Raw genomic sequence first — 12,810 nt, 5'->3', positions numbered from 1 at the left:
GCGCAGCCACAATGAGCTTTTCAATCCATCATCCCCATTTGCTTCCGGTAATCGGAGGGTGTCATATCGGTTAATTTTCGAAAGGTTTTGACAAAATGCTTATAACTGGCGTAACCGCACATCTGGGCCACATCCGTCATCGGAACCTTGGACTGCACCAAGCAGCGTTTGGCATACGCAATACGGATTTCGGTCACGAAAGTCATGTAATTTTTGTTCAGCTTGATCTTGAATAGGCGGCTGAGATAAGACGGATTGTAGAAAAAACGGTCGGCAACCATTTGAAGGGTGATCTCCTGGTCAATATGCTGGAGAATGTAGGCTTCAATCTGCTCAAATACGGCTGTATCCAAGCTTCCGTCGCTCTTGGCGGCCTGCCCGGCATCCGAACGGAGCTGCATCATCCAGTCGGTAAGCCAATCAAACATGACGGGCATTGAATCAAAGTCGTCCACGAACCGGAAATAAAGCAGCCGCTGGTGATACATCTCTTCGATGTTAATTCCATGCTTGCCCGCATAACGGATCGCCGTCGCAATGACTTCTTGAATGAAACCGAGACTTTGTTCCATGGGGATGTGGCCGGCTTTGGACTTGAGATCTTGAGCCAGGCGGCGCATAAGTAGCTGCAGCTGCTTCATATCGCCGTGTTCCAGACAAGAGAGCAGCTGCATTTTGTCCTTGTCTCCGAGCTGCATGAGGACTGACCTCATGGGGTCGGCTGCAGCAGCCTGTAACTCATACATATGCTGCCCATCCCCGGAAAACCTGGCGAAAAGCGAGTTCTCGGCTTGCTGAAGCAGGGAAGCAAGGGTCTTGATGTCAGAGGTTGCCGTTCCCTGACCCAGGTACAACTGTATGCTGCGCCCCGCTGCCACATTGCGGAGAAAGGATTCGGCTTCCCTCCGCATTCCAGGTGACAGGATGAGGGGCGTGTTTTCCTCAACCAAAATTGTAAACGCATACATTTTATTGTGGGAAATGTAGCTGAATAGAAGCTGACGTTCCATGGAAGGTATGAACTGCTGCAGCATGGATGCCAGCAGCTTCTCGGCGTTTTGCCGCCACCAGGTTCTGGACTGCGGCGAAGGCACAGTTTCAGGCACATAGGATAGAACGAAGGGCTGCATTAGCAGGTTCGCGGTTTCCACTCCGATTAAGGCCGCAAGGTGTCTGGAATCTGAATATGCTTCCCCATCTTCCAGCAGCTGCTTAACGAAATGGCTGCGCTTCAGCTGGATATTTTCCACCAGATTATGTTGCATGGCGGAAGCCAGGTGCTCCTGTTCGCGCTTACTCTCCAATTTCTTTACGCAGTCTTGAATGGTCTTCAGGCTTTCTTCGTATTGAAGCGGCTTTAACAGATAGGCAGACACATTGCCGAGACGGATGGCCTCCTGGGCATATTCGAACTCATTGTAGCCGGTCCAGATGACAAAAAGCGTCTCCGGCAGCTTATGACGCAGCGAACCGATCATTTCCAGTCCATCCATCAGCGGCATCCGAATGTCGGTAATAATAAGGTCAGGCTTCTCTTTCAGCGCAATGTCGACGCCTTCGGCCCCGTTTTCAGCCTCCACAATCTCCTGAAATCCTAGATCCTTCCAGTCCAAATACTTTTGAAGCCCCATGCGAATTAACGGCTCGTCCTCAACAATCATCAATTTATACATCGCTTAGCCCCCGGTAATTCGTTGTGAAAAAGATTCCGCTGCATACGGTTTGTCTTTTAAAAGAGAATACGTCGAAAGACTTCCTACTGGATCATGTCTTGTGACATCGGTGAGCGAATCTATGAAGGATTCTAAAGAATCCTTCAGGTTTATTCCGATTGTATCGGATGCTGTTCGAAGATAAAAAACAATATCTGGAAATTCAAAAGCGGCGTAAAAGAGTTTGCTATATGGGTCAATTTTGAGGGATGAAAGTAAAAATAAGGGTATTCAAGAAAAGAGTCCAAAGCCCCTATAATTACACTTGTAAGCGCTATACAAGATAATTTCAAACCATTCAGGGGGGTAAGAAATGAAAACAGTAAAAAAAGGGTTGATGACGCTCCTAGGCATCACGCTGATCGGCACCCAGCTCGTTGCTTGCGGATCGACAACCGATACGGCGAAAACAACGGAGCCTGCTGGCACCGACAACAAAGAAACAACGACGGACACGCCAAAAAAGGATGAGGCCAAGCCCGTAGAAATCACGTGGTGGAACTTTCCGAGCTTTCAAGCGCTTGATGGGGAAGTCGGCAAGTACGAGAAACAGATCATCGAGGCCTTCAACAAGAAATACCCTGAGATCAAGGTCAATCTGGAGATGATCACTTTCGAAGCCGGCCCGGAAAAACTGAATGTCGCGATTGCATCGAATACCGCGCCGGACGTCATCTATGACGCCCCGGGACGAATTCTGGACTGGGCCAAAAAGGATCTGCTCGCTCCGCTGGACGACATGGTGACGGATGAGGTCCGCAAGGACGTACCGGAAGCGCTCTGGAAGCAGTCCATGGTCGGCGATAAAACCTACATGTATCCAATTAACACCGCACCATTCATGATGGGCGTTAACAAAACCGTATTCGAAAAAATCGGCGCTCTCGATTTGCTGCCGCTGGATCGTCCGGACCGTACCTGGACCTTTGACGAATATAAGAAAGCGCTGCAGGCTGTCAAAGAAAAAGCACCTGATATCATTCCATCCGGATTTTTTGCGAAGAGCCAGGCGGGAGACCAAGGTACGCGCGCTTATATCGCCAACCTGGGGAACTCCAGCTTCCTGAACGACGATTATTCCAAAATAGCGATTAACACGGACAAGGCTGGCGCTGCTCTGGACTGGATCCGGCAAGGCGTGAAGGATAAGCTGGTCGTTTCGGGCTCCGAATCCCTCACTGGCGGTGACGTTAACGATCTGTTCCTGCAAGGCAAGCTGGCGATTACGCTGAACTACTCGCCTGTACTTCGAGCACAGAACCAAACGCTTAAAAAAGCCGAATTCGAAGATGTTCTTGTGCCGTTCCCAACCATCGATGGCGCGAAGCCAAAGCTCGAGCCTTACCTTGGCGGCATGGCTATTTTCAACAATGGGAATGATGCCAAAATTGCCGCTTCCAAGAAACTGATCGACTTTATCGCGAATGATCCGGAATGGGGCAAGAAGGACTTGATCCAAACCGGCGGCTTGTCTGCACGCAGCTCCATTACAGGACTGTATAACGATCCGGAGTACACTTATGCGGAGCAAGCCCGCGAGTTCTATTCCAATCCGCCAACCATCGTAGACGGTTACGCTGAAGTGCGTACGTTCTGGTTCCCGGAACTGCAAAGAGTGCTGCTCGGCAAAGCCTCAGGCAAGGAAGTACTGGATGAATTCGCACAGAAGGCGGATGAAGCCATCGCCAAGGCCAAGGCCGAAGCCGGCAAATAGCCACATGAACGACCCGAAAGAGCCAGGGGTAGCGCACCGAATGGTGCGCTACTCTTTCAATCAGGATTGTTGCAGAGCCGTTCAACCAAGAGATAGGGAAAGTAGGGGAGAGAGCCATGGAAACAAGGGTACGTAAAATAAATCCTAACATTTTGCGTGACTGGTTCATGAGTTACCTGTTTTTGCTCCCGGCATTCGGATTCTTCCTCGTGTTTGTTGCATATCCGATGCTGAGAGGGATATACATCAGTTTTTTCAACTACAGTCTGCGCAAGTTTGAATATGTAGGCTTGAGCAATTATGTTGACCTGTTCCACAATGAAACATTTATCAAATCGCTGTGGAATACGTCGCTGCTGGTACTGATCACAGTTCCGATCGTCATTGTGTTCTCCATTTTTGTAGCCATGAGCATTTACCGTAAAAGAGAGTTCGCGCGTTCCTTCTTCAGAGGCGTATTTTATCTTCCGGCCGTGTCTTCCGTGGTAAGCATCACGGTGGTATGGGGCTGGATTTATCACCCGAACTACGGCGTGCTCAATTATTTGACCGGTCTGTTCGGAGCTGAACCGATCTCCTGGCTGGGGAATGAGAAAACGGCGCTGCTATCCATCATAGCCGTGCTGATCACCACCTCCGTCGGGCAGCCGATTATTCTCTATGTCGCTTCACTGGGCAATATTCCAACCTCATATATCGAAGCGGCACAAATCGACCGGGCCTCGTCCTGGCAAATATTTCGGAAAATCATTTGGCCGATGCTGATGCCGACCAATCTCTATATTATCGTGATTACGACCATCAACACGTTCCAATGCTTTGCAATTATCCAGCTGTTGACCTCCGGGGGCCCGTATTACAGCACCTCCACCGTCATGTACGGCGTGTATGAGCAGGCATTCAAGCTGGGCAACTTCGGCATGGCTTCCGCCATGGGCATTATACTGGCCGTGATCATTGGCATTATTTCCACCATCCAATTCAAATATTTTGGCAGCGATGTGGAGTACTAGGAGGGGCATGCGATGAGTTCATCAATACAGGCCGGTATGAAGACGGGAATCAATCCATCCGATTTGGCCGGCAAGAAACCATTGAATTTCGGCAAGTGGATATCCAATGTGATTTTGACGTTGTCTACGCTGTTTTTCATCTTTCCTTTTTACTGGATCATTACAGGCGCATTTAAAAAGCAAACGACGGCGACGGCCATTCCGCCAGAGTGGTTCCCTGTGCATCCTACGTTACAGAACTGGTCCGACCTCTTCAAAAATGCGGTATGGCGCTGGACGTTCAACAGCTTTTTCATTTCTTTCTGCGAAATGGCTGCGGTTTGTCTGGTGGCTGCGCTCGCGGGTTATGTGCTGGCCAAAAAATCCTTTCCCGGCCGAAAAATCATCTTCACGATGTTTGTCGCCGCAATGGCGTTGCCCAAGCAGGTCATTCTCGTGCCGCTGTTTACGATGCTGGCCGACTTTGGCTGGGTCAACACGTACCGTGGTCTGATTTTGCCGGCAATCGGCTGGCCGTTCGGCGTGTTCCTGATGAAACAGTTTTCCCAAACGATTCCGGCGGAGGTCATCGAGGCATCCAAAATCGATGGCTGCTCAGAGGTGCGCATGTTCTCCACGATTATTCTGCCGCTGTTGACGCCAGCCCTCGGCGCGCTTGCGATCTTCACCTTTATCGGATCATGGAACGACTATTTCAGCCAGCTGATCATGACACGCTCCACTTCAATGATGACGCTGCCGATGGGAATTGCCACCCTGCAAGGGGAGTACACCACCAACTATGGCGTGATGATGGCAGGCGCGGCGTTGGCATCGGTTCCGATGATCGCGATTTTCCTTACATTCCAAAAAGCGTTCACGCAAGGTATTACCATGGGTGCGGTAAAAGGTTAATGGCTCGTCCATCCTGCGGTATGTGATGCGGACTTTCAATAATCAGGATGGTGCAATCATTCATGAATAGATCAATGCGCGGGAAGGAAGAGATGATGAATATGTTCGATCTCGAAAAATTCAAGGGAATTATCGTGGCATTATATGCCTGCTATGACGAAGAGGGCAACGTAGATGCGTTAAGGGTCAAAAAACTTGCCCGGCACTACGCGGATAAGGGAGTCAAAGGGCTCTATGTCGGCGGAAGCAGCGGGGAAGGCATGCTGCAAACGGCTGCGGAACGGAAGGTCGTCCTGGAGGCCGTAATGGAGGAGGTTGGAAGCGAACTGACGATTATCGCTCATGTCGGTTCGGCATCCACGCGTGAGAGTGTGGGACTGGCGAAGCATGCGGAGTCGGCTGGCGCCGACGCGATTTCCGCAGTTCCCGCCATCTATTACCGCTTGTCACCCGCAAGCGTTGAGCGGCACTGGCAGGAGATGATCGACAGCACGTCGCTGCCGTTTATTATCTATCACATTCCGCAAACAACGGGGTTTCAACTCCAGGCGGACTTGCTGGCGAAAATGGCTGCGCAGGATAAAGTCATCGGCGTGAAAATTTCCTCGGAGAGCACGTATGAACTGCAGCAGTTCAAGGCCATCGGCGGACCGGACTTTCTGGTGCTGAACGGTCCTGATGAACAATATCTGGCAGGCCGGAGCATCGGCGCTGACGGCGGAATCGGAGGAACCTATGGCGTTATGCCGGAGCTGTTCCTGAAGGTAGAAAGCTGCTACCGTGAAGGCCTCATGGATGAGGCGCGTAAGTGGCAGTTCAACATCAATGAAATTATTAAAGGCCTGCTTAGCTTTCCCTCGCTGTACGGGGCATGCAAGGCCGTTCTGAGGCTTCAAGGCGTAGAGTGCGGGGAGCCAAGGCTGCCGCTGCTTCCGGTGTCCGATGCAGACCACGGGCGCATTGTCCTGCTGCACAAGCAAATTCATGAATACACGGAAGCGGCCTTGGCATCCGTCAAAGCCTGATTTTCGAAAAGAGAGGAGCTGACATATGAATCGCATATTCAAAAACCGGGGCTTGATCGTATCCTGTCAGGCACTGGAGAATGAGCCGCTGCATGGTGGAGATACGATGATCAAGATGGCTCAGGCTGCGCAGCAATCCGGCGCCATCGGTATCCGTGCGAACGGCGTTCTGGATATTTGGGGCATCAAGCAGGCGGTGGAGCTGCCGGTGATCGGCATCATCAAGCGTGTCATGACGGGCTCGGATATTTTTATTACGCCCACTTTGACAGAAGTGAACCAGATCATTGAAGCGGGGGCAGATATCGTTGCGCTGGATGTGACGGACCGCGAGAACCGTCTGGAAACGGTCAAGAAGTTGATTGACGCCGCACATGCAGCCGGGGCGGCTGTGATGGCGGATGTATCGACTTTCGAAGAAGGAATGGCAGCTGAAAAGCTAGGTGTGGACTATGTTGGAACAACGCTGTCTGGATATACATCCTATAGCACCCAAATCGCTGGACCGGATATCCGTTTGATGTCGCAGCTCGCCAAGTCGCTGACGAAGGCGGTCCTGATTGCCGAAGGCAAAATTTCCACACCGGCGGATGCGGCATTGGCACTGGCCGTCGGCGCGGAATACGTGGTTGTCGGCAGCGCGATCACCAGACCGCAGCTGATCACCGAACACTATGTACAGGCGATGTCTGCCGTACTGGGATAGGCGGGGCCAAATGGGGACGACAAGATTTGTTTACGCTCCGGATTCGACTTATGCCGTCGGGATTGATCTTGGCGGCACCAAAATTAATGCAGGCATCGTGGATGAGAAGGGGCATGTGCTTAGCGCATGCTCCCTGCCTACGCTGCCGGGTCATGGAAGCATTCCGGACCGGATCATAGAGACATTACAGAAGCTGTTTCAAAATGAAGACGGACCCGATCTGATTCGCATCCGCGGCATCGGCGTTGCGAGTGCGGGTCAGATCAATTGGGGGGAAGGATCCGTGCATTTTTCCACGGACCTGATTCCGGGTTATACGGGCACGCCTCTTCGGCGGATTCTGGAGGAGCGTTTCCAGATGCCCGTATTTGTGGACAATGACGTGAATGTGCTGACGCTCACGGAGAAGAGGCTCGGCTCTGCCCAAGGTTTGCGCAATTTCGTATGTCTTGCCCTCGGTACGGGCGTCGGCGGAGGCATTATGGCGGACGGGCAGATTGTCCGCGGCAGCTGGGGGGGAGCTGGAGAAGTCGGCCACATGTCGGTGGACTTTGACGGGCTGCCTTGCGTCTGCGGGGGCATGGGTTGTTTGGAACAGTATGCTTCCGGTACGGGAATCGGTGCCCGCATGCGGCGCAAGCTTGAGTCCGTGGGCCGGGATACAGCCGCCGTGGATGCCCGTGAGGTGATCGCGCTTTGGCAAGCGGGCGACGTTATAGCCAGTACAATCATGAACGAGACCTTCCGTGCGCTCGGCTCTGGCCTGGCTTCGCTCATTCATATGTTCAATCCCGAGATGATCGTCCTCGGCGGAGGAGTGGCGGAGAGCGGAGAGGTTTTTTTGGAGCGGGTCCGGGCGGAAACGCTGAAGCGGGCGATGCCTTCTTTTACCGAAAATCTGAGAATCGTGTCTGCCTATCGCGGCAATTACAGCGGCATGATCGGTGCGGGCCTGCAGTTGTGGGAATATCCGCTGCGGACACCGTTAACACCCGGCGAGGGGTGAATTGAAGATTTTCGTCATTATAAATTCAGTAATGGAAGAAAAATTCTTCTGGAACGATGCAGAGGCGTGATATAATGGGCGAGACGATAAATGATAAAAAAATATAAAATTGATATTGTCAAAATCAACTTAAAGCTGTTAAATCAGAAGAAAAAGGTGATGACGATGCCACTAATTGATATGCCCTTATCGAAGCTGAAAACGTACCAAGGAATCAATCCAAGACCTCATGATTTTGATGATTACTGGGAAAAGGCGCTCGAAGAAATGCGTGCCGTAGATCCTCAGGTCGAGCTGGTTCCAGCCGAATTCCAGCTTCCTTTTGCGGAATGCTTCCATCTGTATTTCACTGGTGTAAGCGGTGCCAGAGTGCATGCGAAATATATTCGCCCTAAAGAAGCGACAGAGCCGCATCCTGCCGTGCTGCAATTTCATGGGTACCGCGGCAACAGCGGCGACTGGATGGATAAGATGGTCTATCCGGCGCTCGGATTCTCCATGGCTACCCTGGACGTTCGCGGACAAGGGGGCTTGTCTGAAGATACGGGCGGCGTGATCGGAAACACGAATCACGGCCATATTATTCGGGGCCTGGAGAATGAGGATCCCCATCGCTTGCTGTTCAGGGATGTATTCCTGGATACCGCGCAGCTCGCCGCCATTGTCATGAATCTGCCGGAAGTCGATGCAGACCGCGTAGGTGCCACAGGTTGGTCGCAGGGCGGTGCATTGACGATTGCTTGCGCGGCCTTGGAACCGCGGATCAAGAAGGCGGCTCCTGTTTATCCGTTTCTAAGCGATTACCGCAGAACCTGGGAAATGGACCTGTTCAAGAACGCTTACGAGGAGCTCAGCACGTATTTCCGCTATTTCGATCCGCAGCATAAGCGCGAGGATGAAATTTTCACGAAGCTGGGTTATATCGATATTCAAAACCTGGCTCCTCGCATACGTGCCGATGTGCTGGTCGGTGTCGGACTGATGGATACCGTGTGCCCGCCGTCCACGCAGTTTGCGGCCATCAACAAAATGACCGCTCCGGTGCAGCTGGAGATTTTCCCTGATTTCGGCCATGAAGGCCTGCCGGGGCTTCATGATAAAATCATTCAATTCTTAAAAGACCTATAATTACTAATACAAGACATCAAGCCGTTCACAAGGAGGGATCAGGATGATTGGATTTGCCATACTCGCCTTTTTTCAACTGGTCGGGTGGCTTATTCAGCGTCTGACGGGCCTGCCGCTCCCTGCCAATGTGATCGGCTTGCTTTTGTTTATTGCGGCTTTGTTTTTGAAGTGGGTGCCACTTCATAAAGTGGAGGAAACGGCGTCATTCCTGCTCAAATACATGAGTCTTTTTTTCGTGCCGGTCATTGTTGGCAGCCTTGCCTTCTTTCCGTATCTCCGCGAGCACTGGTTCGTGATTACCGGCAGTGGAGTTATTAGTCTGCTGCTGCCGCTGCTCGTGACCGGATGGCTGGTGCAGAGCCGTATACAGGCCCGAAATAACCGGCAACAGAAGGAGAATGCGCATGTCCATCGCAGCTGATCCCTTGTTCGGCATCGCCGTGACCGTTATTGTATACGCGTTGTTTTTGTGGCTGCAGTCCCGCATGTCTTGGGTTCAGCCGCTGCTGATGACGAGCGCGGTCATCATGCTGATGCTCGTTATTCTTAGAATTCCGGTTGAGGATTATCAGAAGGGCGGCTCCTGGCTGAGCTTTCTGCTCGGACCGGCGACGATTGCGCTCGGTGTGCCCATTTACAAGAATGCCGAACAGATTCGCCGCAGCTGGCGGCCCATCCTGGGCGGCATTACAGTGGGAGCATGCTGCGGTCTGCTCAGCGCAGGTCTGATTGTGTTATGGATGGGCGGTACCCGTGACATGGCCTGGACACTCATGCCCAAGTCGGCGACGACGCCGATCTCGATGGAGGTATCACGGCTCTATGGCGGCTATCCGGAACTTACGGCGGTGCTTACCGTGTTAACCGGGCTTGCGGGGAGTATCATTGGCCCGCCATTGTTACGGCTCTGCGGTGTTACGGATGAGACCGCGATCGGCGTTGCCATCGGCACGACCTCGCATGGCATTGGTACGGCGCGAGTACTTAAGGATTCGGAATGGATGGGTGCCGTCAGCGGCTTCAGCATGGGCCTGACCGGCATATGGGTGTCCATGCTGGCGCTACCCTTGCATTTGCTGGGGCTTTAAAGGATGTATCATAGTTCAAAGGGGGAGGATCGCTATGATCCTTCCTCTTTATTTTGCTGCAGAAAAGAGTTTTTATAGTGATCGGACGTTTAGCGGATAGGGATTCATTTAGTTGTTCTTTTTACATAGAATCTGCATGTTTCGATGGATGGACGCGCATATGGAAGGATAGATATAAGTTTTTATATCATGTGTCTTCCCGTAGAGGTAAAATAACCCAAGCGTTGAATACTATAGAAACAAATGATTTTCTTGCTATGGGAGGGATGCGTATGCAGCGCAAATGGGTCAATTCGCCATACACCTTTGCACTCGGTATGTTTGCCATGATGGTTCCGAGCCAGGCCTTCAGCACGTTCTACAGCTTCTTTTACGTGGAAAAGCTTGGCCTTGGCATCGGGCTCGCGACGCTGGCCCGGACGATTTTCCTCATCTGGGATGCGGTGAACAATCCACTGTTCGGCCACTGGTCCGATCGAACCAACACTCGGCTCGGAAGGCGCAGGCCTTGGATCTTCGGCGCCATGCCGCTGTTCATGCTGACCTTCGTCATGGTGTTCTCTCCTCCCGGCGGGTTATCGCAAAACGGACTGTTTGCATGGTTCCTGACGGCATTAATATTATTTGAAGCGGTATCCACGGTATTGTGGGTCAATTATGGAGCGCTGTTTCCGGAATTGTACCAAGGGGACCGCCTCCGCGCCAAGGCATCGGCCATTCAGCAGAGCTATCAGGTGGTGGCGCTGCTGATCGGTTCGGCGCTGACGCCGATTATTTTCAAGGCGCTGAATTTCTCCAACATGTCCATTATTTACGCCTTCGTATTTGGCATCAGCATGCTGGTATGTATGCTGATGGTTCGCGAACACAAAGAACACAGTGTCGGGGAGCCTTTAAAGCTTGGCGCCGCGTTCCGTGAAACGCTAAAGAACAAGAAATTCTGGCTGTTTAATATTTCGAATTCTTTTGCTCAGACGGTAAATGGGCTCGTGAGCTCCATAATTCCATTTTATGCGAAGTATGTGCTGAAGATCGGCGAAGCGCAGGTCACCATCCTGATGGCAGCTGTATTTGTATCCGTCATTCCGTTGGTCTTTGTATGGTACTGGATCTGCCGCCGGATGGACGGGGTTAAAGTCTGGCGGCTATCGCTGGCCGTTTATGCCGTATCCGTGCTTCCGCTGTGGTTCGGCTTCAACCTGATCAGCGGAGTCGCTGCGGGGATTGCCGTCGGCTTCGGACTTGCCGGCTTCCTGGTCACGCCTGCGATGGTCAGCGGCAGGATTATTGACGAAGATGCAGAAAAAACGGGGCTTCGCAGAGAGGGGATTTATACGGCCGTCGCCGGATTCATTACCCGTTCGAGTGGCCTCATCTCGGCGCTCGCCTTTCTGATTGTCGGCCTGATCTTCGGCTATGAAAGCGGCGACAAGCCGGGGCCGAATCCAGAGATGACATTCCGAGTGCTGATCAGTATTGTGCCGTTCTGTCTTCTTCTGGTATCTATCGTGATTTCGCTGCTCACCCGTTTTGAATTTACCACGCACCGGAGAGGAGATCTGACGCATGGGGAAGAAACTCATCATCAATTGTGACGATTTCGGCCAAAGCCCTGCCCTGAACCAGGCTATTACGGCTCTTCTGGAGGAGGGGAAGGTGTCCTCGGCCACGATTATGGCGGTAGCGCCCGGCTTCGAAGAGGCGGCCGCATGGACAGCCCGCCGTAAGCAGCCGAACGTGGGTCTGCACCTGACGATGACCAGCGAATTCGAAGCGCTGCGCTGGCGCAGCCTGACGGGCGACCCGTCACTGCATGACGACAGCGGTTATCAATACCGCACCGTGAAGGAATTTGAACAAGGGGCGGAGACGAAGGCTGCGGTCAAGGAAATCGATGCCCAGTATGAGCGGGCACGGAAGGCGGGCATCGTGATCAGTCATGTCGATAACCATATGGGGAGCCTGTACGGCATGGAAACCGGACGCAGTCTGCTGCCGCAGACGCTTTGGAAGGTGTCACGCTGGAAACTGCCGATGCGCTTTTTCCGGCATATCTACAAGGAAGATCCACTGCTCGGATCGCTGCAAGGCATCGAACGTCCAGTCGCCCGCGTGGTTTCCCTGGCCGATGCGCTCGGTGTGGCCATTCCCGATTATCTGCTGTCGCATCCTTTTGGGATCGAGGATGGGGAGACCTATGAGAGCTTCAAGCAGTCGATGATCGCGAAGTTGTACCATCTGCCGGACGGCGTCTGTGAAACGTATATTCATCCCGGTGTGCCGGATGCCTGGATGCAGGAGAATATACCGAATTACACGAAGCGCGTATGGGAGTATCGTCTGCCCTTTGACGATGACTTCAGCTATGCGCTCCGAGATGCTGGCGTTGAGATGACCGATTACCGGTATGTACAAGAGCACTTGAAGCGTCCGCGGCTGCGCTCGGCACTGAAGCTTGCAGGGCAGCTGCGATAGGTTAAGACGTTTAGTGGACACGGCAAATGGCAGCAGCTTAAATCGTCTT

Annotated in this window: 12 protein-coding genes; 11 read left to right on the top strand and 1 reads right to left on the bottom strand. The window is 52.5% G+C overall.

Annotated features, from left to right (window positions below; all coding sequences use genetic code 11):
- Nucleotides 1-20: 20 nt before the first annotated feature.
- Nucleotides 21-1,673, bottom strand: a complete 1,653-nt coding sequence (locus tag GRF59_RS20815) for a response regulator (protein WP_160499623.1) — start codon at nucleotides 1,671-1,673, stop codon at nucleotides 21-23.
- Nucleotides 1,674-2,025: 352 nt separating this feature from the next.
- Between GRF59_RS20815 and GRF59_RS20810 the strand changes: the two genes are divergently transcribed.
- From GRF59_RS20810 to GRF59_RS20760, 11 genes are all read left to right on the top strand, one after another.
- Nucleotides 2,026-3,426: an ABC transporter substrate-binding protein gene (locus GRF59_RS20810; protein ID WP_237391941.1), complete on the top strand. Its 1,401-nt coding sequence runs from the start codon at nucleotides 2,026-2,028 to the stop codon at nucleotides 3,424-3,426.
- Between the two features lie 116 nt (nucleotides 3,427-3,542).
- The gene (locus tag GRF59_RS20805) at nucleotides 3,543-4,439 is read left to right on the top strand and encodes a carbohydrate ABC transporter permease (RefSeq protein WP_160499622.1); all 897 of its coding nucleotides are present in this window, start codon (nucleotides 3,543-3,545) and stop codon (nucleotides 4,437-4,439) included.
- Nucleotides 4,440-4,451: 12 nt separating this feature from the next.
- Nucleotides 4,452-5,333, top strand: a complete 882-nt coding sequence (locus tag GRF59_RS20800) for a carbohydrate ABC transporter permease (protein ID WP_237391940.1) — start codon at nucleotides 4,452-4,454, stop codon at nucleotides 5,331-5,333.
- Between the two features lie 62 nt (nucleotides 5,334-5,395).
- On the top strand, nucleotides 5,396-6,358 hold the full coding sequence (locus GRF59_RS20795; protein ID WP_237391939.1) for a dihydrodipicolinate synthase family protein: 963 nt from the start codon (nucleotides 5,396-5,398) through the stop codon (nucleotides 6,356-6,358).
- Between the two features lie 25 nt (nucleotides 6,359-6,383).
- Nucleotides 6,384-7,064, top strand: a complete 681-nt coding sequence (locus tag GRF59_RS20790) for an N-acetylmannosamine-6-phosphate 2-epimerase (protein ID WP_160499621.1) — start codon at nucleotides 6,384-6,386, stop codon at nucleotides 7,062-7,064.
- A 10-nt stretch (nucleotides 7,065-7,074) separates the two neighbouring features.
- Nucleotides 7,075-8,070 carry an ROK family protein gene (locus GRF59_RS20785; RefSeq protein WP_160499620.1) on the top strand — a complete coding sequence of 332 codons (996 nt, stop codon included), beginning with the start codon at nucleotides 7,075-7,077 and terminating at the stop codon, nucleotides 8,068-8,070.
- 165 nt (nucleotides 8,071-8,235) lie between these two features.
- Nucleotides 8,236-9,198 carry an acetylxylan esterase gene (locus tag GRF59_RS20780; protein ID WP_160499749.1) on the top strand — a complete coding sequence of 321 codons (963 nt, stop codon included), beginning with the start codon at nucleotides 8,236-8,238 and terminating at the stop codon, nucleotides 9,196-9,198.
- A 43-nt stretch (nucleotides 9,199-9,241) separates the two neighbouring features.
- Entirely contained in the window at nucleotides 9,242-9,619 is a 378-nt protein-coding gene (locus tag GRF59_RS20775; RefSeq protein ID WP_160499619.1) for a CidA/LrgA family protein, read from the top strand.
- Complete coding sequence (locus GRF59_RS20770) at nucleotides 9,603-10,286, top strand: LrgB family protein (RefSeq protein WP_160499618.1); 684 nt, start codon at nucleotides 9,603-9,605, stop codon at nucleotides 10,284-10,286. Before GRF59_RS20775 ends, GRF59_RS20770 begins: the two co-directional genes overlap by 17 nt.
- Before the next feature lie 272 nt (nucleotides 10,287-10,558).
- Complete coding sequence (locus tag GRF59_RS20765; protein WP_160499617.1) at nucleotides 10,559-11,881, top strand: MFS transporter; 1,323 nt, start codon at nucleotides 10,559-10,561, stop codon at nucleotides 11,879-11,881.
- Entirely contained in the window at nucleotides 11,853-12,761 is a 909-nt protein-coding gene (locus tag GRF59_RS20760; RefSeq protein ID WP_160499616.1) for a polysaccharide deacetylase family protein, read from the top strand. The genes GRF59_RS20765 and GRF59_RS20760 overlap by 29 nt, the downstream gene beginning before the upstream one ends.
- Nucleotides 12,762-12,810: the final 49 nt, after the last annotated feature.

Origin of the sequence: Paenibacillus dendrobii, from assembly GCF_009807035.1 — a bacterium.
Classification (GTDB): domain Bacteria; phylum Bacillota; class Bacilli; order Paenibacillales; family Paenibacillaceae; genus Paenibacillus_AQ; species Paenibacillus_AQ dendrobii.
This window is presented reverse-complemented; position numbering and strand designations above follow the sequence as displayed.

What these genes read in the sequence shown, in the direction of transcription:
- GRF59_RS20785 (WP_160499620.1), top strand. Translation starts at nt 7,075, where the DNA reads ATGGGGACGACAAGATTTGTTTACGCTCCGGATTCGACTTATGCCGTC.
- GRF59_RS20775 (WP_160499619.1), top strand. Translation starts at nt 9,242, where the DNA reads ATGATTGGATTTGCCATACTCGCCTTTTTTCAACTGGTCGGGTGGCTT.
- GRF59_RS20760 (WP_160499616.1), top strand. Translation starts at nt 11,853, where the DNA reads ATGGGGAAGAAACTCATCATCAATTGTGACGATTTCGGCCAAAGCCCT.
- GRF59_RS20795 (WP_237391939.1), top strand. Translation starts at nt 5,396, where the DNA reads ATGAATAGATCAATGCGCGGGAAGGAAGAGATGATGAATATGTTCGAT.
- GRF59_RS20790 (WP_160499621.1), top strand. Translation starts at nt 6,384, where the DNA reads ATGAATCGCATATTCAAAAACCGGGGCTTGATCGTATCCTGTCAGGCA.
- GRF59_RS20805 (WP_160499622.1), top strand. Translation starts at nt 3,543, where the DNA reads ATGGAAACAAGGGTACGTAAAATAAATCCTAACATTTTGCGTGACTGG.
- GRF59_RS20810 (WP_237391941.1), top strand. Translation starts at nt 2,026, where the DNA reads ATGAAAACAGTAAAAAAAGGGTTGATGACGCTCCTAGGCATCACGCTG.
- GRF59_RS20765 (WP_160499617.1), top strand. Translation starts at nt 10,559, where the DNA reads ATGCAGCGCAAATGGGTCAATTCGCCATACACCTTTGCACTCGGTATG.
- GRF59_RS20770 (WP_160499618.1), top strand. Translation starts at nt 9,603, where the DNA reads ATGTCCATCGCAGCTGATCCCTTGTTCGGCATCGCCGTGACCGTTATT.
- GRF59_RS20780 (WP_160499749.1), top strand. Translation starts at nt 8,236, where the DNA reads ATGCCACTAATTGATATGCCCTTATCGAAGCTGAAAACGTACCAAGGA.
- GRF59_RS20800 (WP_237391940.1), top strand. Translation starts at nt 4,452, where the DNA reads ATGAGTTCATCAATACAGGCCGGTATGAAGACGGGAATCAATCCATCC.
- GRF59_RS20815 (WP_160499623.1), bottom strand. Translation starts at nt 1,673, where the DNA reads ATGTATAAATTGATGATTGTTGAGGACGAGCCGTTAATTCGCATGGGG.